Annotated in this window: 13 protein-coding genes; 8 read left to right on the plus strand and 5 right to left on the minus strand. The window is 36.5% G+C overall.

The annotated features are described in order from the left end of the window. Positions 1–5,028, plus strand: coding sequence for a putative type IX secretion system sortase PorU2 (gene porU2 / locus MM236_RS15305; RefSeq protein ID WP_241275865.1), 5,028 nt, complete (start codon positions 1–3; stop codon positions 5,026–5,028). A gap of 111 nt (positions 5,029–5,139) precedes the next feature. Here porU2 and MM236_RS15310 read toward each other — a convergent pair whose 3' ends face one another. Further along, a complete protein-coding gene (locus MM236_RS15310; protein ID WP_241275866.1) occupies positions 5,140–5,862 on the minus strand; it encodes a TVP38/TMEM64 family protein in 723 nt (240 codons plus the stop codon). Between the two features lie 142 nt (positions 5,863–6,004). Here MM236_RS15310 and MM236_RS15315 point away from each other — a divergent pair, with 142 nt between their 5' ends. Then, positions 6,005–7,150, plus strand: coding sequence for a cystathionine gamma-synthase (locus MM236_RS15315; RefSeq protein WP_241275867.1), 1,146 nt, complete (start codon positions 6,005–6,007; stop codon positions 7,148–7,150). Positions 7,151–7,355: 205 nt separating this feature from the next. Here MM236_RS15315 and MM236_RS15320 read toward each other — a convergent pair whose 3' ends face one another. The 4 genes from MM236_RS15320 to MM236_RS15335 form a co-directional block, all read right to left on the minus strand. Further along, positions 7,356–8,189 carry a hypothetical protein gene (locus MM236_RS15320; protein WP_241275868.1) on the minus strand — a complete coding sequence of 278 codons (834 nt, stop codon included), beginning with the start codon at positions 8,187–8,189 and terminating at the stop codon, positions 7,356–7,358. Positions 8,190–8,193: 4 nt separating this feature from the next. After that, entirely contained in the window at positions 8,194–9,147 is a 954-nt protein-coding gene (locus tag MM236_RS15325; protein WP_241275869.1) for a Smr/MutS family protein, read from the minus strand. Next, a complete protein-coding gene (locus tag MM236_RS15330; protein ID WP_241275870.1) occupies positions 9,144–10,445 on the minus strand; it encodes a cryptochrome/photolyase family protein in 1,302 nt (433 codons plus the stop codon). The genes MM236_RS15325 and MM236_RS15330 overlap by 4 nt, the downstream gene beginning before the upstream one ends. 251 nt (positions 10,446–10,696) lie before the next feature. Continuing rightward, positions 10,697–15,241, minus strand: a complete 4,545-nt coding sequence (locus tag MM236_RS15335; protein WP_439648023.1) for a translocation/assembly module TamB domain-containing protein — start codon at positions 15,239–15,241, stop codon at positions 10,697–10,699. A 60-nt stretch (positions 15,242–15,301) separates the two neighbouring features. Here MM236_RS15335 and tsaD point away from each other — a divergent pair, with 60 nt between their 5' ends. The 6 genes from tsaD (at position 15,302) to MM236_RS15365 (ending at position 22,313) form a co-directional block, all read left to right on the plus strand. Then, positions 15,302–16,306: a tRNA (adenosine(37)-N6)-threonylcarbamoyltransferase complex transferase subunit TsaD gene (gene tsaD, locus MM236_RS15340; protein ID WP_241275872.1), complete on the plus strand. Its 1,005-nt coding sequence runs from the start codon at positions 15,302–15,304 to the stop codon at positions 16,304–16,306. 209 nt (positions 16,307–16,515) lie between these two features. Beyond that, positions 16,516–17,901, plus strand: a complete 1,386-nt coding sequence (locus MM236_RS15345; RefSeq protein WP_241275873.1) for an AAA family ATPase — start codon at positions 16,516–16,518, stop codon at positions 17,899–17,901. 2 nt (positions 17,902–17,903) lie between these two features. Beyond that, positions 17,904–18,572, plus strand: a complete 669-nt coding sequence (locus tag MM236_RS15350; RefSeq protein ID WP_241275874.1) for a DUF4276 family protein — start codon at positions 17,904–17,906, stop codon at positions 18,570–18,572. A gap of 171 nt (positions 18,573–18,743) precedes the next feature. Then, positions 18,744–19,208, plus strand: a complete 465-nt coding sequence (smpB, locus tag MM236_RS15355; protein ID WP_241275875.1) for an SsrA-binding protein — start codon at positions 18,744–18,746, stop codon at positions 19,206–19,208. Positions 19,209–19,261: 53 nt separating this feature from the next. Further along, positions 19,262–19,768: an HNH endonuclease gene (locus MM236_RS15360; protein WP_241275876.1), complete on the plus strand. Its 507-nt coding sequence runs from the start codon at positions 19,262–19,264 to the stop codon at positions 19,766–19,768. Positions 19,769–19,820: 52 nt separating this feature from the next. Further along, positions 19,821–22,313 (plus strand): hybrid sensor histidine kinase/response regulator, encoded by a 2,493-nt coding sequence (locus MM236_RS15365; protein ID WP_241275877.1) that lies wholly within the window; start codon positions 19,821–19,823, stop codon positions 22,311–22,313. Position 22,314 lies beyond the last annotated feature (1 nt).

Below are 22,314 nucleotides of genomic sequence, written 5' to 3' on the forward strand. Positions count from 1 at the left end.
ATGAAGGTCAAAATTCTACATATCATAATTTTGTTTTCTTGTCTTTCTGGCGCTTATGCTCAGAACAATTGGATAAATCACAACAACACCTACCATAGGATTTATACAGCTCAGGATGGTATTCACAGAATTACCTTTACGACGCTTTCTGCTTCTGGCATCAATGTCAATGGTCTCGATCCTAGAGATATCAGGATGTACCATAGGGGAGAGGAAGTGGCGATTCATGTGCAAGGCGAGAACAATGGGAGGTTTGACCAAAATGATTTTGTGGAGTTTTATGGAAAAAGAAATGATGGGACATTAGATGCCAAATTCTTTAATGATCCTTCTCATGTGGGAAATACGATGTTCAATACCCACAATGATTCCACAGCTTTTTTCTTTACTGTCACACCAGGAGTGAGAGGAAAGAGGATGAACTCTAGGCAAACTTCAGATGGATCTCTTCAGAAGATTTCCAATTATGAAACAGAAGTTATTGAGATTTTTTCTGATCAATATAATTTGGGGCCGACATACTTCCCAAGTTCTAGACTTTCGGAGTTTGAAGAAGGGCAAGGATGGATGTCAGCACCTATTGTAAAAGGGACTCCCAGAAATATCACCTTCAATGGTCTCGGTCAGGTAAGTGCTGGACTAAGTGCAAAATTGGAAATCGGACTCACAGGAAGGTCTGAATCTCCACATTTGACTCTTGTAAGGGTAGGGGTAAATGAAGCTAGTCTAAGAAATACTGGGAGTTTTGAATTTGAAAATTATGAAGCAATTCATGTGGAAGTACCTGTGTTGGGAACTGACTTTAATTCAGATGGAAGCATCACAATACAATTTCAATCCAATGCACCTACAAATCCAGACAATGTTTCTTTGGCTTATGTAAGGTTGGTTTATTCAAAAAATGTGGCTGATAGGGACCTTTCAAAGGAATTAGTGATTGTTCCATCAGGAGAAAGTGAATTGGAAATCAGTAGTGTGGTTTCTGAATATATTGCCCATGAAATTTCAGATCCTGTGAATCCTGTAAGAATTCCAATTAGTAGAATAGGAAATCAAATCAGACTGCAGGCAGGAATTGCTGAGACTGCAAGTAAAATCTTGCTTGAGAATCAGTTGAATATCGTAGAGGTCAATGTGATGCGTCCAGTTAGATTTAGAAATTTACTAGATCAAGCTGCTGATTTTATTATCGTCACAAATCGTGCTTTGAGAAGACCTACAGCTAGTTATGGTGATCCAGTCACTGCTTATGCAGCCCATAGGGCATCACCTTCAGGAGGTTCATATGATACTTTGGTCGTCAATGTAGATGAATTGTATGATCAATTTTCTTTTGGAGAAAAAACACCATTAGCCATACATGAATTTCTCAGGGCTTATTATCCTTTGCACAAACCTGATTTTCTGTTTTTGGTTGGAAGATCAACAGGGATTTTTAGTACTGCCAGAGAGAATTCAGTGAGTTATTTTTATCGTAACAGGCCGTCTATTTTTCAGTTTCAAGACATGGTTCCTCCTGCAGGGTATCCATATGCAGATAGTAATTTTTCTATTGGTTTGGATCCTACAAACCCATTAGTATCTGCTGTCGCAGTTGGTAGAATTCCTGCAAGGACTCCCCAACAGGTTGCTGATTATCTTGAAAAAGCCAAAGAAAAGGATGCCTTGGGCGTATCCGAACCTTGGCAAAAGGAAATCATCCATCTCAGTGGTGGAGTTTCAGCTTTTGAGTTGGAGCGTTATTTCAATTTCTTGAATGGATTCAAAAACATTGCTGAGGGACCTTTTCTTGGAGGAAATGTAAAAACCTATAGAAAAAGGTCGAATTCTACAGTTGAATTGATAGATATTTCTGGTGATGTGAATAGGGGAGCAAGCTTGATTACTTTCTTTGGGCATGGAGCACCCACAGTTTTGGATATTGAAATAGGCTTTGCTTCTGATCCTACCATGGCATACAATAATCAAGGTAAATACCCGATGTTGTTACTGAATGGTTGTGATGCAGGCAATGCTTTTGGCAATGCTTTCACATTTGGCGAAGATTGGGTGCTAACTCCTAGAAAGGGAAGTACAAATTTTATGGCGCATGCCAATATTGGAGTCGATATATATTTGAGGAGATACAGTGAATCATTTTATGCTAAGGCATTTTCTGATTCTTCAATGATTCACCAACCTATAGGAATTGTCAGGAGAGAGGTTGAAAAATTGTTCTATGAAAGATTTGGGACTTCAGAAGTCAATAGAGCACATGTGGAGCAGCTGATCATGCTGGGAGATCCAGCTACTCGAATGTTTCCGGCAAATAGACCAGATTATGCTTTAAATTCTGAAGAAGTTACACTTGGGAGTTTTGATGGAGAGCCATTCAATGCACTTTCAGATTCATTGCAGCTTACTGTAGTCCTCAGGAATCTGGGCAGGGTTGATTTTGATTCTATTGACTTTAGGGTTTCCAGAAGACTTCCTGATGGAACAAATATCCAATATGAACCGATCATGCTTGCACCTATTGATCGAAGGGATACAATCTATTTTACCATCCCAAATTCAGCTGTTCAGGCATTTGGGGATAACCTTTTTACTATTGAAGTAAATAGATCAAGAACAGCAGAAGAATTGACTTATGCCAATAATTCCATCACAACAACACAGTTTATACCATTGAGTGGGACTTTGAATGTACTTCCATTTGATTTTGGTATTGTGAATAACAGAAATGTATCATTAATCACGCAAATTCCCGGAAGTTCGGTAGAAGACAGGACATTGATAATACAAATAGACACGGCTGCCGATTTCACTTCTGCACGTAGGAGAGAGCGAAGGGTGACTACATCCACATTGTTTAATTGGGAATTGGATCTTTTTGAAAATATTGCCAGTACAGATTCGATGACTTTCTACTGGAGATCCAAATACCTCAATCCGAGGGTCGGGGAAAGTGATGAATGGGTAAATTCTAGTTTCTCTTATATTCAAAATGGTCCAGATGGATGGACTCAGCGTGTATTGCCTCAGTTGGAGAAAAACAGTCTGGAGAATCTAGAGGTAGATCCAACCAAAAGAGAGTGGAAATATGAAGATACAAAATTGGATTTTGGAGTCTTTACATTTGGGGTTGACGCAGATAGTTTGACATTCAGAAATACCCAGTTCTATTTGGGAGGAATTCCCCAAATTATCGATAATGTCAACAATGCAAATACACGGCTTTGTCCCAACGGATCACTTGGATTGGTGGCCTTCGAACAAAGATCCTTGACGCCTTATTTGGTGATTCCGATCCCAGGTTTTGATATTTTGGATGGGAGGAGTTGCGGAAGAGTGCCTCAAGTGATCCAAAGTATCAGAAACTCATGGCTTTCTGACCCTAATCAGAATATTTTGATAGATTATATTGATGGACTTCCAGAAGGTGACTACGTTACCATTTTCTCCGTTGGAAGTGTGAACTATGAGCAGTGGAGAGATGTGATTTTCGCCAAGCTGAGGGAAGTCGGTGCAAATGAAGCCACTTTGAGAAATCTCAAGAATGGAGAACCTTATATCTTGCATGGTAGAAAAGGAATGCGTCCAGGTGAAGCAATAGAAATAGTGGGTTCCAAGGATTTGGAAGTGGAGCCTAATCAGCAAATCATCGAATTTGAATCAGAAGTCACGGGATATTTTACATCAGGAAGTATAATTACACCAAGGATTGGTCCTTCTTCTGAGTGGAAAAGATATTTCAATGATGTCAAATCAAGAGATTGGATAAATGATGAATTGACAAATTTCGACATCATTGGGATAATGGAAAATGGTGGGGAAAGTGTTCTTTTTTCCAATGTCAGGGAAGGAGAGATTGATTTGAATAGCATCAATCCAGTCCAATTTCCATATTTGCGCTTGAGGTTTGCGATGGATGATGCAGAGTCGACCGCTCCGGCACAACTCAATAAGTGGCAAGTGAACTATACTGGAGTGCCAGAAGGGGTTTTGGTTTACAAGGGTCGAGAAAGTAAGATTACGCTTCAGGAAGGTGAAGACACCAATTTGAAATTTGAGTTTTTGAATGTTTCAAAATATGATTACTTGGATTCTATCACGGTTCAATGGACTTTCAACAATACTTCCCAAAGAAAAATCGAGAAATTTGATATGAAAATCCCGGCAATCAAGGCTGGTGAGAGTTTTGAATTTGATCTTGATTTCGAATCCATCGGCCATGGAGGGAATATCAATGTCGAAGTGTTTGCCAACCCTAGAATCATCATGGAGCAGACATTTAGGAACAATGTGGTTGACTTGATAGACCACATCAATGTGATCCCTGACAATACCAATGCTATATTGGATGTGAGTTTTGATGGCACCTACATCATGGATGGGGATATTGTCTCACCAACAGTTTTGATCAATACTTTACTGAAAAATGAAAAGACACTTCTGCTCAAAAAAGACACTTTGGGGTTGGAACTGTTTCTCAAGAAGCAATGTGAAGGATGTCAATTTGAAAGAAAGAATTTCTCCAGCCCAAAAATCTCATGGTCACCTGCTACTGAGAATAGTAGTTTCAGAATTGAGTTGCAACCTGGGCCATTAGAAGATGGAATTTACACTTTCAGGGTGACTACAGATGAGTTGGGAGTTGATAAGCCATATGAGGTGAGTTTTGAGGTAGTCAATGAATCGACGATCACCAACTTCTATCCCTATCCAAATCCTTTCAGTACAAGTACGCGATTTGTATTTACAGTGACGGGCTCGGAAGTGCCTGATCAGATCAAAATCCAGATCATGACTGTCACTGGAAGAGTGGTAAGGGAAATTTTGCAAGATGAATTGGGACCGATTAGGATCGGAAATAATATTACTGATTTTGCCTGGGATGGAAGGGATGAGTTTGGAGATCAATTGGCAAATGGAGTATATATCTACAGAGTTCTTGTAAGGAAAGAGGGACAATTTGTAGAACCTAGGGCAACGGCAGGAGATAAGGGATTCAAGCAGGGGTATGGAAAAATGTATCTTTTGAGGTGATTAAGGAATAGAAAAGGCAGAAAGAATTAGTTTAAAATATTTTGAACTTAAAGAAAACAGAAGATGAAAAAGAATTGGAAATATACTCATTAGACCAAATCAAAGATGAATTTATAGCTCAAATTTATCTTTTCCATTTCTTTGAAAAAACCTCCAAATCCCCCAGCCACTAAAAACCAGCAAAGCGATAAAAATCCAACCTTTTCCACTTATTCCGTCTTGCTCAATGGCACTGTAAATATCAGAGGCAATAGTTCCAGTGAAGAATACCAGCATTGTTCTTGGTAGCATTCCAAAAAGCCCAAAAATTTTCAGTTTTTTCCACCCACTTTTGAGCAGCGCAAACAATAAATTGGATAAGGCAAATGGAATAACCGGACTCAATCGCACGAAGAATATAAGTTCCCCTACTTTTTTTTCCTTTTGTCGAATTAAATCTCTGGCTTTGGGGTATTTGTCCAAGATCAAATCCAAACTGTCTTTTCCAAGTTTTTTTCCCCATAAATATCCAAGCAATGTGGCCAAAGAATATCCGACAATCACCCACAAAAATGCTTGCCACCCAAATAGAAACCCCGATAATCCCGCAAAAAGGGTAGTGGGCATCAATGCCAACCCCATCAAAAGCATTCCTACAAAAACATACATCAAGATATCAAGTACATTCGAAAAATCAATTTGCTCAAGAAATTGACTGTTTTGGACTGTAAGAGGTACTAAAACCAAGCTGCAAACTGATGGGATAATACTTACCCACAAGAGCGCTATAGCCACTGCTGGATTATTCTTTCCGATTAATCTTATATCCTTGAAAAAGCCTGCCTTTTTTTCCATCTTTGGGCAAAGTTAATCCAAATTATAGCTTTTACAGGTGGCTTTTTTCTGAAAAGCAAATTATATAGCATGTTTTGGAATTCTTCTGCTAGAATCTTGTTGAAGTATTAATTTGATCTAGAAATTAAAAATAGAATTAAATATGAAATTTGGTACCAAAGCAATACATGCTGGCGTAGAGCCGGATCCATCTACAGGAGCCATAATGACTCCGATTTATCAGACTTCAACTTATGTGCAACGCTCTCCTGGCGATCATAAGGGATATGAATACTCAAGAACTCATAATCCTACCAGAACTGCCTTGCAAAACAATCTTGCAGCGTTGGAAAATGGCAAACATGGTTTGTGTTTTTCTTCTGGCCTTGGGGCGATAGATGCCATTATCAAAATGCTCAATCCAGGTGATGAAGTGATCAGTACAAATGACCTTTATGGAGGTTCGTACCGGATTTTCACTAAAGTGTTTGAAAGATATGGAATCAAATTCCACTTTGTGAACATGGACGATCCTGCTTCGATCAGCAACTACATCAATGAAAATACAAAACTTATCTGGGCAGAAACTCCCACCAATCCAATGATGAATATCATTGACATTGAGGCAATAGGTGAAGTAGCCAAGAAGCATCAAATCCTTTTTGCTGTTGACAATACTTTTGCTACACCATTCTTACAGAATCCATTGGATTTGGGAGCAGATATCGTCATGCATTCTGTTACAAAATATTTGGGTGGACACTCTGATGTAGTGATGGGAGCAATTATCGTGAACGACGATGAGCTTGCTGATAAGTTGGCATTTATCCAAAATGCATGTGGTGCGACTCCAGGTCCACAGGATTGCTTTTTGGTGCTAAGAGGGATCAAAACCCTCCATATCAGAATGGAAAGGCATTGCCAAAATGGAAAAACGATCGCGGCTTATTTGAAAAACCACCCCAAAGTCGATAAAGTTTATTGGCCAGGATTCGAAGACCATCCAAATCACGATATCGCCAAAAAGCAGATGAGAGATTTTGGTGGAATGATCTCGTTTACCTTGTTGGGTAACAAAGTAGAGGATGCAAGAAAAGTTCTTGAAAACTTACATTATTTTGCTTTGGCAGAATCTCTAGGGGGTGTAGAATCTCTTTGTGGACACCCTGCATCTATGACCCATGCAAGTATCCCAAAAGAAGAGAGAGAAAAGGTTGGTTTGGTAGATTCTTTGATTCGGTTAAGCGTAGGGATTGAAGATTCCGAAGATCTAAAAGAGGATCTGAAGAAGGCTTTGGAAATGATTTAATTATCATGATATAGGAATTGAAAATTTCAAATCTCCGATTCATCAATGACCGACTGACCGCGAGCCGTATTTTCTATTCTTTAAGGCTTGGATTTAAGGCTTGGTCTGTGTCCCACAGACCAAGGAGTGATCTCAAGTTTGCGATTGATTTATAAAAAAAAGCCTGTCAAGTATAAATTTGACAGGCTTTTGATTTAAAATACCTTTAATTTAATATTCTATCAAACAGATATTTGCATTGGCTTTGAACAGTAGCAGTCAACTTCTTTTTGTTTTGTTTCAAGTCAGCCAAAAGGTCTTTGTACTTTTTAGAAATTTCTTCTTTATCACCAAAGAAATATATCAAATGCTGTGTCAAAAGCTGGTTTTGATACCATGACAACAAGGTTTGTTGTAGTGTATTCATTTTTACATGGACTTCTCTGATGAAAATCGGGTTGAAACCAGAATCAATCCTTATGTTTTCCAAAGCAGTGACTACCCTCAGGCCTTCGTAAATATCCTTAAGTGCTTTGTTGTCTGGTTTTAATTGATTGTCTATGTTGAAGAATTCCAGTTCCTCGTTGATAATCTGCGTAGTAGCTGTATTTACCATTAGAGGTTTGAGTCCAATACTATGTTGATGGACATCCGAATAGAGCTTTTCCCATTTTTTCAAAGGAGTAGAGACTATCAAGTCATACATCTTGTTGTAATGTTCTTTTTTTTCCTCCAACAAGAATTTCTCGTAGGTGTTGAAGGTGAGATTTTTTTTGCTTTTTATTTGATCCAGTTCTTGAAGGACAAATTTGAGATGTTTTGTTTTTTTGAGCCCCTTGAACATTTCCTTGAAAGGCTCAAAAATCTCAAATTTAAGCTTCTTTTCCTCGAAATGGATCTTTGAAACCAATTCAATATAAATTTCTATGAAGATCAACTTCTGCTCTAACTCAATAGCTTTTTTGCCTTTATACTGCTTTCCCAAAGCTAAAAAAGCTGTCTTTGCATCTTCAAAATGCGAATCAAATAACCTGAAAATTGGAGAAATCTTGCCTTCCATTGATTTATGAAATTCTAACTAAAGTAGCACCGTATCCGAATCGGTTCTTTTGGGTATCTTGAAAGTACTTAATATTTCCTAATTGACTCAGGTATTTGTGGATTTCTTTTTTAAGAACTCCATTTCCTATTCCATGGATAAATGTGATTTCATCCATTCCATGGGCAATTGCATAATTGAGATTCCGCTCAAATGTATCCATTTGGAGTTTCAGCATTTCATTGTTACTCAGAAATTGAAAGTCTTTGGTGAGTTTTTCTATATGCAAGTCAATGCTTTTCTCAGGTTTGGGAAATTTTGTGGTGATTTCTACTGCACTGTCTTTTTTTAACTCTTCATTGAGCTGCTTGACATCGATATCTTTTGTGTTTTCGGAAAGTTTAAAAATATAGCCATTTTTATCCAAAACAGGAGCTTTGCCTTTACTTTTGAAGAATGAAGTAGCCTTGAACTTTATTCTTCTTTCAAATGAAGGTTGTGTTTTTTCTATTTTTTGATGAATTGGGAAAAATTGACAAAGTAAAGTAGGCCAATCTTCAAAATCTGAAATGGATTTTTCACCGATCTTCTTACTTCCTTTTGAACTTAGCTCACCTGACACCAAAGTTCTGCTATTGTCACCATATACTTCTGATACCATCATCAGATAATTTCTAGCGCTTGGATTGACCAAATAGATGCTATGGTCTTTGTCATTGATGGGAAGGTATGCCAGATACACTCCGTCATTTTGGTCCAAGTCATTGGACTTGGAAGAAAAGCTGGTCGGTTTTTCCTCTTTGATGCCATCACCAAAATATTGTCTTTCTGAAGCAGAAATCACTACTACTTCATTTTTCATTGCAGGAATTCTAAATCCGTCTTCAATTTCGATTTCAATTCTTCCAGCATTTGAAATTTTGGTAATTACCCCTTCTTCATTGCCGTGAAGCAATCTCACTCTGTCTCCTATATTCATGAATTCAATGCTTTTTTGTATGTTTCTATTGCTCTTTCCCGAGCAAATTTATGGTCAACCATCGGTTTGGGATAATTGGAAGTTCCATATTCTGGAACCCATTTTTTGATGTATTTCAGTTCTTTATCAAACTTTTCTGTTTGTGATTCAGGATTGAAAACCCTGAAATATGGCTGGGCATCTGTACCTGTTCCTGCAGCCCACTGCCAGCCACCATTGTTCGAAGATAGCTCAAAATCCAACAACTTCTTTGCAAAATATGCTTCACCCCATCTCCAATCTATCAAAAGGTGTTTTGTCAAGAAACTGGCGACAATCATTCTCACCCTATTATGCATATATCCGGTGGTGTTTAATTCCCGCATTCCTGCATCCACAATCGGATATCCGGTTTTGCCATCACACCATTTTTGGAAATCTTCTTCGGAATTTCTCCATGGAATATGGTCGTATTGTGGTTTGAAAGCTTTATCTACGACTTGAGGATTGTGATAAAGTATCATCATGTAAAATTCTCTCCAAATCAATTCATTCAGATAAGTGTCATTGAGTTCTGTTGCTTCCAAAGCCAACTTCCTTACACTTATAGTTCCAAATCTCAAATGAATCCCCAATCTGCTTGTGCCATTGATCGCAGGAAAATTCCTCGTTTGATCGTATTTCTTGATCAAAGGCTTGTCAATTTCCAATGCTGGAATTTTTATATCACTTTCCTCAAATCCCATTTCTTTCAAAGTTGGGATAGAAAAAGGTTTTGTCTTGAATAAATTATCCTTGAAATCTTCAATTGAAAGGAGTTGAGGTTTAGATTTTTTGAATTTGTCCAACCATATCTTGCTGTATGGGGTGAACACTTTGTAATATTCTCCGCTGCCATTCAAGATTTCTTCCTTTTCGAAAACAACCTGGTCTTTGAAATCCAAAAACTGGATTTCCTTGCTTTTAACGAGGGATTTTATTCCCTTATCCCTTTCTTTTGCATAAGGTTCATAATCCCTGTTGGTATAGATATTCTGAATATCGTAAGTTTCCATCAACTCCTTATATACTTCTTCTGGAGTTCCATATTTGGTTAAGATATCAGAACCTGATTTTTGTAGTTTTTTTGATAAATTGGATATTTGACTGTGGATAAAAGATAACCTTGCATCTTCTTTGTCCTCTAGCTTGTCAAGAATATTTTTGTCAAAAATAAATAGGGGCAATACATTTTTCTCTTGCTCCAAAGCATAATACAAACCTGTATTGTCTTCAAGCCTTAGGTCTCTTCTAAACCAAAATATGCTAATTTTTTTCATAGTTTTACTTTTTGTCTATTCCATTAATAGCTTCTTCGCAAAAAATGTTTATTAGATTTTATCATTATACTCTACTTTACCAGTAGATTATAATTCTATTATTAATGTTTGATTTAGATCAATATCTATCAATATCTAAAATCAATTAATAACTTGTCCGCCTCTTGTGGATTGAAATGAATAAAAGAGAATTCTCTTCTTAAATCACTGGTGTCATTCCGTATATACATTTTAGATATTATAGAAAGAGGTTATTTATTATTTAATTTCTCTTTCTCCTTTATTTTCTCTTCAAGATTTTCCAAAGGAATGTTTTTCCAATTTTGTTCATTTTCAAATTGATAACGCAAGAAATCATCTGAGTCATTGATCCTCAATTTTTCATTTTTCTTCTTGGTGATTCTTTGGAATAATTCTGTGAAGGTATTGAATGCTAAATTCTGTGATACAGAGATGCCGTAAGTTGCCACATTTCTTGACAAGGATAGGGAAGTAAATGTGTTGAAATTATTCCTATTGTAGATCCTAAGGCGATATCTTCCGTCTTGGGTAAGCAAATACTCTGCCTGCCAATCTCCTGCGATACTATTGATATTTGCATTTCCCTGCAAATCGGTAAAACCCCCATCTCTTGTCACTCTCAATCTTCCATCCAAAAAGGTGTATGCTACCCTCAATTGGAAGGTTTCGAGAGCGCTTTGATCCAATGTAGCCAAGTCAATGTCAACTTCTAGGTTTTGATCCACTTGCGAAATGAAACTGTTCAGCTGGGAGGAAAGCAACTGACTAAGGTTGGAACTGGCTATATTACTTACACCACTAAACTGTCCTTCTGGGGAAAATGACCTCATCATGATCACAGAAAAGACTTGCCTATTCTTTTCCTGTTCATCATTGGCAATCCTGTTTTTGAAGGCTGATATATAAGTTTGAATATTTCCTTCTGGAAATTCAGTGAAATCAAAATCAAAATCAATTTCTGGACTCAAAATATCTCCTTTCAAGTCCATTATAACTTTGAGTGGCCATCTTCTTCTTAGCTGGGGATCCTCAAGTTCCGAACCGGTGGTGTTTCCAGTCTGTAGGTTTTGAAGTGAGACACTTTCTTGATACGTAGCACGAAGGTCCATCACTCCTTCATAAGGATCTCCAAACCAAGATATCCTGCCACCAGGTTGGACAATGAATTCCCTTTTGATGATATTGTAAAGGGAGAAATTGTATTTTGCTTCTGTGATTTCATAATTTCCGGACATGGAGAAATTTCCCTGTGTATCGATATTCAATGTCAATACACCACGTCCTCGACCTTGAATGTTCTCACCTGTCCGTGGATCAATCTGAATTTCAGTATATGCATCTGGTGTGACATCTAATACAAAGTTCATTCTCACATTGTTGATCGCTAGTTTTTCTACGGTTTCTTCAAAAGACTGGGTCCTGGTAGTATCCCTTATATTGATAATATTGATAAAATCTTCTTGTGCTTGAATATTGCTCGATCCAAAAGGGATAAAAATCCGCGTGTTTGGTTGGGATGTCGCACGAGCGTTGATGTCAAGATTATTGGCAGCTCCAAAAATATTCAAAGTCCCTGTGACATAGGCAGCACCATAGAAAAGTTCATTATCTCTTGCAGATGTATTTAGAACTTGGAAGTTTTCCAGGTTTGAAGAAATGTCCAAGATAAAATCATTGAAATTGTCATGTGAGATTCCACCGCGCATTCTGGCAATATTGCCATTGATATCTTTTAGGAGGAGCTCTCTAAAGCTAATTTCATTGGATCCAAAGACAATGTTTCCATCTATTGTATAGAAGGTGTTGAGGTAGTTGATTTTTAATGTTCCCCCATTGATTCTACCACTTCCGATTACATTTGGGGCAGTCATACTTCCGCTTATATCGAGGTCGCCATTGATCGTTCCACCCATTTGGGTAAGATAATCGGAGAGAAAAGGTTCTAGAATAGAGAGGTTTGCATCTCGCATTTCTGCTTTGAGTGACAATTCTTCATTCTGGTTGTTGAGAAATCCATTGAGGCTGATGACTTTTTTTCCTTCTCTGAAATTATTCAGCTCAAGGTTGATCTTTTTGTCTGAGAGGTAGGTAGCTGCATCGATATCCCCAACAAGGAAATTGTTGATTTCAAAATCATTGATATTTAAATTTCCATTGACCCCAAAAACTCCAAAAAGATCGCTGAAAGCAAACAATCCATTTGCTGTCCCTTCAAATTCTTTGATGCTCAAGGTATTGAAGAAATCCATATTGACATCTTTGATTTGAAGTGCCAAAATCTGTTCTGGATCCGGAGAAATATTTCCATTAAGTGAAATGAATTGGTTTTCATTGATCAATTTGATGTTATCAAACTCAATCTTATTGTTGGCAATGTTTATTTGATTATCTCCATCAAAATTCCATAATTTATCCAAAATCTTGAGCTCTGACGGCGCTAGGACCACAGATGTATGATCAGGAAATATCTGGATTTCAGAACTAAGATTGAAATAACTCTCTGTGCTCAATTGGTCTTGGTTGTATGTCAAATCGATTTTTGATTTATCCCAAATAGCTTCAATTCCAAGGTTGTTGAATGTCAACCCATTTCCTAAAACTTGCTGCTTAGATAGAATATAAAATGAAGCCAACACCTCTTGGCTGTTTGTTAATTTGGAAGTGTTGAAATCTAAGTTGGTATCAAAAAGAAAATTCCCATTGTAATAAATAGAGTCTATGCTGGAATAAAAATTAAATATGGTATTCGTAGGTGTTTGATAAAATGCCCCTTCAATGATTGTGTTTTTTGAAATGGACGCCTTGGGTTCGACCAAATTTATTATTGGGTTGATGTCTATAAAGTTAAGGTTGATATCAATATTGTAAGGTTCGAATTCGAGTTCATTTTTCGTAAATTGTGGTTGTTGGGAGTTGGTAAGAATAGCCCAATATTGCTGACTTAATGTTTCTACATCCTGAACCAGATCTTTTACTTTGAATTTCCCTGAGATTCCCGCCACCAAATAGTCGGAATTTAGAGAAACCAACCTTGAATCATCCGTAAATAGGGATTGGAAAAAGAAATTATCGACATATACATTTCTACCTTCATAACTCAGATTGATATCGCTGAACCTTGCGATTCCTTCGACATCATCCACAGTCACTCCTTTGGTATCCATATTAACTTTTCCACTAACAAATACCTCTTTGTCTATGATATTCAATTCTTTAAGATAAGCAGTGTCAACTTGTACATTGAGTCTTATTGAATCTTTGTTGTCTCTCAAGTCCAAAACCCCATCAAATTTTGCCTTAAGATTCGGGTCATTTACATTTAATTTTCCACTGAAAAGATCTTTGCCATAAGTTGCATTGCTTATGATATTGGAATAATTGTAATTGTTGATTCCCAACCTTTTGATATTTGCATCGACTTGTAAAAGTGCACTTTCCAGAGTCAGTCCAGTTCCCCTAATTTGGCCGGTTAGGCTGACTTTTTGAAAATTTTCCCTATCCTCCAAAAGGATTCCCAAATCCAAATCCCGCAATTCTACCCTTCCATTGTATGTAGGTTGTCTGTTAGAAAGTTTGTAATTCAATCTACCGATTATTTGACCTATCCCTGTTCTGAAATTTCCATTTGCGGTAAAGTTGCTTAAGTAGCCAGAAAAGTCCGTGTCAAATCGAATGTCCCGAAATTTATCAACTTCGCTTCTTGCTTCTTGGCTGATATAAGGAGACAGATCTTCGCTGTTCAAAATAGAGTTAAGCAAAGACATTTGGAAAAATGTATTGCTTACATCTGGAAGCCCTTGGATGTCAAACTTCCCAAAAAGTGCACTTCGTTGTCCAAATCTGATCAAAAGTTGATCGGAAGCCAAATCATTGACTTGGCCAACAATATCGCCACTGAGCGTGATCCTGTCTTCAAAATTGGGGATTTGATCAGAGAAATACTGCAGATCTTTAATATTCAACCTGGATTCATTGAGTCTTGCTTCGATTTGAACTTCCTCATTGAAGTTTGACAAGGCTCTTACTGACTCGTAACTGAATTTTAAGTAATCTTTGATTTCAGTTTCATTTGATCTCAAAAACAAATCATCAAACTCCATAAAAGTAGGAGCGTACGTGAATTTAGTTTTCAATTGTTGGATGATGATGCCAGAAGTGATTTCTATGCCTTTCAGGAAATTTGTCTGAAAGCCGATTTCTCCTTCAAAAGTATAAAAGTCATCGGCATCTGCCAACAAGTCCCTAAATCTTAGTTTGTTGTAATCAAAGCCTCCCGTCACGGGAATTGCAGCGTAGTTGATGATGTCCAGTGAGGTTTCTTCCAAAAAGATATTGGCTATACTGAATTTTACATTTGCTTTAGTTTTTTCCGAACCTGACTTGGGAATTAATCCGTTGACTTGGTTGAAAAACTCAGAAATATTCAAGTCATCTGCCCCGTCATGACCGATTATTCGAACGTTGCCATTGATTAGCTTTATTTGGTCAAGACTAGGGTTTTCTCGATCCAAAAGCCCTTTTACAGAGAAATCGATATAGACTTCCTCTAAGTTGATCATCAAACTATCCTGCTGATCGTAGATAATGACATCCTCGAGACTGACAGCATCCCACCATCGTATTTTGACTTTGTTAATAGAAGTTTCAAAGCCAGTGTTTTCTGTAATGTAATTTGTAAGTATTCTTGTGACACGTGTTTGTACAGAAGGAATCTGTAAGGCAAGTACAAAAAGCAACAATCCCAAAATTAGGAAAAGTACTATCCTGAGGAGCATTTTTAAGGCTTTCAGTATTTTTTCCGTAACTTTCGACTTCTTTTCCAAAGGGTTTGTAAAATGAATGTAAATATTTTGGCCATTGAATCATCCTGTGATGAAACTTCGGCTTCTATCATATCAAATGGCAAAATACTTAATAATATTGTCGCCACGCAATCGGTTCATGAAAAATATGGTGGAGTAGTTCCTGAATTAGCCTCCAGAGCACATCAGCAGCATTTAATTCCTGTTGTAAACGAAGCGATCCTTACTTCTGGTATCAGTAAAAATGAATTGTCTGCCGTAGCATTTACAAAAGGACCAGGTTTGATGGGTTCTTTGATGGTAGGTGTATCTTTCGCCAAGTCATTTGCTTATGCCCTGGGCATTCCACTTATCGCGATCAATCATATGGAAGCGCATATTTTGGCACATTTTATTGACGAGCCAAAACCAAATTTCCCCTTCATTTGCTTGACAGTGAGTGGGGGACATACGCAACTTGTGTTGGTACGTGATCACCTTGATATGGAAGTAGTAGGGGAAACGATGGATGATGCAGTAGGAGAGGCTTTTGACAAAACTGCCAAACTCATGGGCTTACCTTATCCTGGAGGACCGATTTTGGATAAATATGCCAAAGAAGGTAATCCAACTGCATTTCAATTTCCGATTTCCGACATGCCAGGTCTTACCTTTTCTTTTAGTGGGATAAAAACAGCTGTTCTTTATTTCTTGAGAGATAATTTGAAAGAAAACCCAAAATTTGTGGAGGAAAATTTGGCTGATATTTGTGCTTCGATTCAACATACTTTGATCAAAACGCTGATGCAAAAGCTAAAAAAAGCTTCCAAACAGTATAAAATCAAAGAAATCGCTATAGCTGGAGGAGTCTCTGCAAATTCAGGTTTGAGGAAGGAATTGGAAAACCTATCCAATCAATATGGTTGGAAAGTTTATATTCCAAAATTCGAATATTGTACAGACAATGCCGCAATGATTGCCATGGCTGCACATTACAAATATCAAAAAAGTGAATTCAGTGGACTGGATGTGAGTCCAGAGGCTAGGATGAAGATATAGGAATAAAAAAGTTGACTAATTACATTTCGAAACATCTTCTTATAAAGTTTTTCATAAAGCGATTAATGTTTTATCTGAATTTTAGAGGAGGCAAGATTGCAAAGCATATTTAATTACAATAGATTTGATTAGATGTGAAAATTTATAATAGTTTGTGCTTAAGAAGATCACGTTTTCATTTAAAAAATTGATTCACAGTTAAATATTTTATGATAACCTACTTAAAAATATCAGGGTTTAAGTCATTTCATAATTTTGAAATGGAATTCACGCCTCTTACAATTGTTGCGGGAACTAATGCATCAGGCAAAAGTAATTTGTTTGACGCACTTATGTTGCTTTCAAATTTAGCTGAAACAGATAATATTAAAAGAGCATTTAAAGACCAAAGAGGAGAGTTTCTTGAATTGTTTACGCAATACGGAGAAAATGATTTTGCCAAAGAGATGATTTTTTGTGTTGAAATGTTAGTCAATAAAAATATTGTTGATGCATGGGGAAGTAAAGCAATTCTGAAATATACTAGATTGAGGTATGAATTAAAGATAAGAAGATATACAAATGAATCAGGACTGGAAGATATTGAGGTGATCGGTGAAAGCTTGGTAAATCTGAAACATCAGGAGGATAAATGGATAAAAATTGTACCAAGCGAATTTAGAGAAATATGGAGACCGAAAGTTGGTACGGGAAAGAGAGGGATTCCTTATATTAATACTACTCTTGAAAATGAAATCTTGACAGTTGAAGTTCCTCAAGATGGGAAAACAGGGAATAAGAGAAGGTTTCCATTAAAAAATGCTTCAAGAACAGTTCTTAGCAGTTTTGATACTACGGACTTTCCACATGTTTTAGCAGCAAAAGAAGAAATGAAAAGCTGGAAGTTTCTTCAAATGAATCCTGAAGATTTAAGAAAACCAACAGATAAATCTAATGGTGAGGATAAAGTTACTCAAAGTGGTAGAAATTTAGCGGGTGCTTTAAATAGAATAACAATAAAAAATGAATTTGTACTAAGCGAAATATCTAGAAAACTTCAATCGTTTGTCCCAAATTTTATTGAAGTTAAAGTGCTAGATGATAAAGAGAATAAACAGTTTGTAATTAAATTAATAGATAAAGATCGAAAGGAATATTCGTCTAGAGTTTTATCAGAAGGAACACTTCGGGTTTTAGCTCTATGTATCTTGGAGCAAGATGATCAACATACTGGACTATTATGTTTTGAGGAGCCTGAGAACGGGATTCATCCTTATAGAATATCATCAATGGCGGAGTTATTGAAAAATTTAACTAATAATTTTACTGAAGAGGATATGCCTCTACGTCAAGTTATCGTAAATACACATTCTCCTATTTTAGTAAATAGTATTTACAAATGGGAAAACGATCCAACAGTAAGTATTTGGTATGCAGAAATTAACAATAGAGTTACTGATTTTGAAGAGAAAAGAATTAAAATTTCAGTTACTAATATTTTACCAATTGTTAAGGGAACTGAATATCAATTGAATATTGCATTTTCAGAATCTCAAAAGAAAATGACCTTAGAAACCGTAAAACAATATTTAGAAACTACAGGAACACTTCAATAAATATGGCTCAGATTTTTGTTGGTTTAATGGCAGAAGGAACAACCGATCATCGTTTTTTTGAGCCAATAGTTGAAAAAGTATTTACTCAAATTGTATTTGGAGGTAGAGGTCAAATTGACATAGATCTGAAAGTAATACAATGTGATAAAGGTGGTAGTTTTATTGATTTTGTAAATAATGCTTCTAAGTTTGGTCATAAACAACTTGGTATAAACATTCTAGTCATACATACAGATGCAGATGATGATTCTTCCGAAGATGCCTATAGAAACAGGATTCAACCTGCCTTAAATTTTATACAAAATCAATCTGATGATACACATTGTAAAAATTTAGCAGCCTTAGTGCCTGTACATATGACTGAGTCTTGGATGTTAGCGGATAAAGGTTTGCTGATAAAGCAAATTGGTACTAAGAAATCAGAATCTGAACTTGGAATAAATGGGGACCCCGAAAGCTTTAGAAATCCAAAAATTAGAATTGAAGAGGCGATTAGAATTGGGAGAGCTGAATTTCCGAAGAAATTAAGAAATTCATTGAAAATTTCTGATTTATATTCTTATTTAGGTCAAGCAATAGACATTGAAAACTTAAGAAAATATAAATCTTTTTTAGATTTTGAAGGGAATATTAAAAAAGTTCTATTTGATCTAAACCTCCTGCGAGAATAGATTTTTGCATAAAACCATATTCTTTACAAAAGATTAATAAAAAGGTTAAAATCAATTAGGAATCAATAACAGCGTACAACAACAATAATAAGTAAGATATGTGGTTAATAAACTTAACTTTGCTATGAAAGTGTAAACATATATTTTTTGTAAAAAAACATCAAAATTAATATGAACAAAAAACTAAAGTTTGATAAAATCATCAACATCAAAAATAAGAAAGCAAGCCATGAATTTGAGTTTGTAGAGAAATTTGTTGCTGGATTGGTTTTACGAGGTACTGAAATAAAGTCAATCAGAGAAGGGAAAGTTTCTCTGACAGAGGCTTATTGCTTTTTTAGAAGTGGAGAGCTTTTTATCAGACAAATGCACATAGCACCATACATTATGGCCGCAAGCTATAATCACGATGCAGTAAGAGAGCGTAAACTTTTGCTTAGCAAAAAAGAACTTGATAAATTAGAAACCAAATTTGCGGAGAAAGGACTTTCTATAATTCCTGTTCGTATATTTATCAACGACAAGGGTTTAGCAAAAATGGAAATTGCTTTGGGTAGAGGTAAAAAACTTCATGACAAAAGGCAAGACATCAAAGAAAAAGACCTTAAAAGAGAACTTAGTAAACTGGCTTATTAAACATTTCAATCCTACAATATGTTTTTTAGTCAGTTTAGAATAATTGACTGATTATGGAAAAGCGTGTTTTGGTATTGAATTTAGACCATTCTCCAGTAGCGGTAGTCACGGCTCAAAAAGCCATGACACTTATTTTTTTGGAAAAAGTCAGTAGTCTGTCTTTTTATAATTCCTATTCTATCCGGACTGTAGATCGTGTTTTTCGCTATCCGGCAGTGATTAGGCTAAATGAATACAAAAACATCCCATTCAAAGGCGTCTTGTTGAATAGAAACAATCTTTTCAAACGTGATGGGGGAGAATGCCAATACTGCGGATCAAAAAAGAACCTAACCATAGATCACGTCGTGCCTCGATCCAAAGGAGGAAAAACAAATTGGTCTAATCTTATCACAGCTTGTCATAGATGTAATGTGGTGAAAGGTGACAAAACTCCCGAACAAACAGGCTTGGTATTAAGGACGCAACCTTTCAAACCAAGCTTGTCTTTTTTTTTGGCAGAGTATGCGGAAAGAAAAGCCGAAGAATGGCTCCCTTTTTTGGGAGTAAAAGCATTTTGATCGACCTGTTTGGAATGGTTGTTGACTTCAAAACAAGAAAAAAATCAAAGCCTTGTTCAAAAATTCAGATATTTTCCAATTAAGCTCTAAAGTAGTCTTAGGTTTTGTCTTAGCTACTTTTTTGGTTCTAAGTGTCAGTGTGGTTACTTATATCAGTATCAGAAACCTCCTACAGACAGTAGAGGATCTTTCCGAGCCAAACGAAAAGTTAAGACAACTCAACGGGTTGATGGCCGATGTTTATTTGTTGGACATGTCCAAAGCCAACAGGACTTCTGACAAGGACTCAATTTTTAATGAAGCATATGAAAGGTTGGTCAAGCGCGTTGCTTGGCTCAAAGAGTCCGCTGATGATGAATCTGAAGTGGAAAGTTTTGAAAATATAAATATCAATATTCAAGAATTACTCGTTTCTTATGCAGGACTTGAAGAAGTAAGGTATAGACTTACAAATAGAAATTTTAGCGAAGAAGCACTCAGACGCATAGAAATTAAGCTTCAAAGAAAGGAGGAGTCTTCAAAAATGGATTTTTTTGATAAAATAAAGAGAAGGGATTTGTTTCAGCCTGATGATGATTCTAAGGAAGGTGAGAAGGACATTTTTAGATTCGAAAAAAGTGACGAATTGTCTCAGCTTGTAGAAGAAATGGAAGCTTTAAACCAATCCAAGAAAGAAGCTGGTAAGTCTGAGGAAACAGAATCAGATTCTATTTTGGTGGCATTAAAAAAACTGATGACCGATCTGTATAAAGATGAACAGCAGCTTAGAGATAATTTTGTCAATTTAGAAGCAAACCTACAGGCAAAAAATGCAGAGGTTTTTTCAGAAATTCAGAATCTTATCAGCAACATACAAATGAACCTCCTTGTAGAGTCGAGGTCTCAAAATGAATCTGCCTACAATTTGACATATACAGTATCCATTGTCTTGGGAGGGCTGGTGTTTTTGGGGGTGATTGGTTCTCTTGGGTTTGTTTTTAGTATTTTGAAAGAGGTAAAAAAAGCAAATACCTACAACGAGAAACTTGAGGAAGCCAAAATGTATTCAGAAAACCTAGCAAAGGCAAAGCAGGATTTTTTGGCTAATATGAGTCATGAAATCAGAAATCCACTTCATGCTATACAAGGTTTCCAGAATGAATTAGAAAAATCTAATTTAAATAGTGATCAGAAAGATTTCGTTAAGATGATAGGCTTTGCATCCAAAACATTGATGGGGGTTGTCAATGATATTTTGGACTTTTCCAAATTGGAAGCCGGTAAAATCGAAATTGAGAGCAAAGCATTTGATGGTATAAAATTGTTTTTGGCAATCAAAAATTTCTTTAGTTTCAAAGCCGAGGAAAAAGTAATAGGTTTCAATTGGAAAATTGATCTTCCCAAAGACAAATGGATTGTGGGTGATGAACTCAGAATCAATCAGATTTTAAACAATTTAATCTCAAATGCAATCAAATTCACCGCAGAAGGAGAGGTAAATGTATATCTGAGCATTTATAATGAACAGCTTTCTATCACAGTCCAAGACACAGGTATAGGGATGGGAGAGGAGCAGATTGATAATGTGTTTAATGAATTCAATCAAGGGGATTCCTCGATTACACGGAGATTTGGAGGAACTGGACTGGGGCTTTCCATAGTAAAAAGGTTGGTGGACCTCCAATCAGGTGAAATCAAGATAGAGAGCGAACTACAAAAAGGAACAAGAATTGAAATTCTGTTGCCTATTCAATTGGAAGAAGTATCTAAAATAGAATTACCTGAAGAGTCAAATCAAAAATATTCTCTCCAAGGGGTAAAGATATTAGTGGTGGATGATGATAAAATTGGATTGAAGTTGATCAAGCTGATTTTGGAAGGCAATGGGGCCGAAGTCCTAGTGTACAATGGTGGTGTAGAATTTAGGGATAATTATAAGTCCTGGCCTTTCGATTTGGCTTTTATAGATATACAGATGCCAGAAGTCAGTGGGGTACAAGTTTTGGATTTGATCAAAAACAGATTCAAAAACAATCATTCCAAAGTATTGGCAATGACTGCAAACGTATTTGCCAACGAACAGGAAAAGCTTATCCAATCGGGTTTTGATGCAATTCTGCTGAAGCCATTTGATGAGGATAAAATCATAGATGTGGTAGGGGAGTTTTTGCAGCTCGAAAAAACGGATATTAAAAAGACAAGTCAAACTTTTGACAACCAACCTGCTGTAACAATCGATTTGACTGATTTGAAAAGGTTTTGCATGGGCGATGAAGAGTTGCTTGCTGAGGTGATTTCGGATTATCTGGAAAGTACAGAAAAGGATGTCGAAAACTTGAATTTAGCCTGTAAGAGCAATGATTATTCGCAAATCAGGGAAATAACCCACCAGCTATCGAGCAGGCTTGGACAAATAAAAGTTGAAGCTTCGGGTCTAGCAAAAGATATCGAGGTAGGTATCAAAGATGGGGATTTGGAAAATGTAATTGAGAAAGTAGAGCAACTAATTCCACAGATCCGATTGGTTTTGACAAAATTGAAAGCATATCTGGAAACTTCTGGTTGAT

It is taken from the genome of Belliella calami (genome assembly GCF_022549695.1).
Classification (GTDB): Bacteria; Bacteroidota; Bacteroidia; order Cytophagales; family Cyclobacteriaceae; genus Belliella; species Belliella calami.

Coding starts and splice junctions, on each gene's coding strand:
- MM236_RS15310 (WP_241275866.1), bottom strand. CDS start 5,862: ATGGAAAAAAAGGCAGGCTTTTTCAAGGATATAAGATTAATCGGAAAG.
- MM236_RS15335 (WP_439648023.1), bottom strand. CDS start 15,241: ATGCTCCTCAGGATAGTACTTTTCCTAATTTTGGGATTGTTGCTTTTT.
- MM236_RS15320 (WP_241275868.1), bottom strand. CDS start 8,189: ATGGAAGGCAAGATTTCTCCAATTTTCAGGTTATTTGATTCGCATTTT.
- MM236_RS15345 (WP_241275873.1), top strand. CDS start 16,516: ATGATAACCTACTTAAAAATATCAGGGTTTAAGTCATTTCATAATTTT.
- MM236_RS15330 (WP_241275870.1), bottom strand. CDS start 10,445: ATGAAAAAAATTAGCATATTTTGGTTTAGAAGAGACCTAAGGCTTGAA.
- MM236_RS15325 (WP_241275869.1), bottom strand. CDS start 9,147: ATGAATATAGGAGACAGAGTGAGATTGCTTCACGGCAATGAAGAAGGG.
- MM236_RS15315 (WP_241275867.1), top strand. CDS start 6,005: ATGAAATTTGGTACCAAAGCAATACATGCTGGCGTAGAGCCGGATCCA.
- porU2 (WP_241275865.1), top strand. CDS start 1: ATGAAGGTCAAAATTCTACATATCATAATTTTGTTTTCTTGTCTTTCT.
- smpB (WP_241275875.1), top strand. CDS start 18,744: ATGAACAAAAAACTAAAGTTTGATAAAATCATCAACATCAAAAATAAG.
- tsaD (WP_241275872.1), top strand. CDS start 15,302: ATGAATGTAAATATTTTGGCCATTGAATCATCCTGTGATGAAACTTCG.
- MM236_RS15350 (WP_241275874.1), top strand. CDS start 17,904: ATGGCTCAGATTTTTGTTGGTTTAATGGCAGAAGGAACAACCGATCAT.
- MM236_RS15360 (WP_241275876.1), top strand. CDS start 19,262: ATGGAAAAGCGTGTTTTGGTATTGAATTTAGACCATTCTCCAGTAGCG.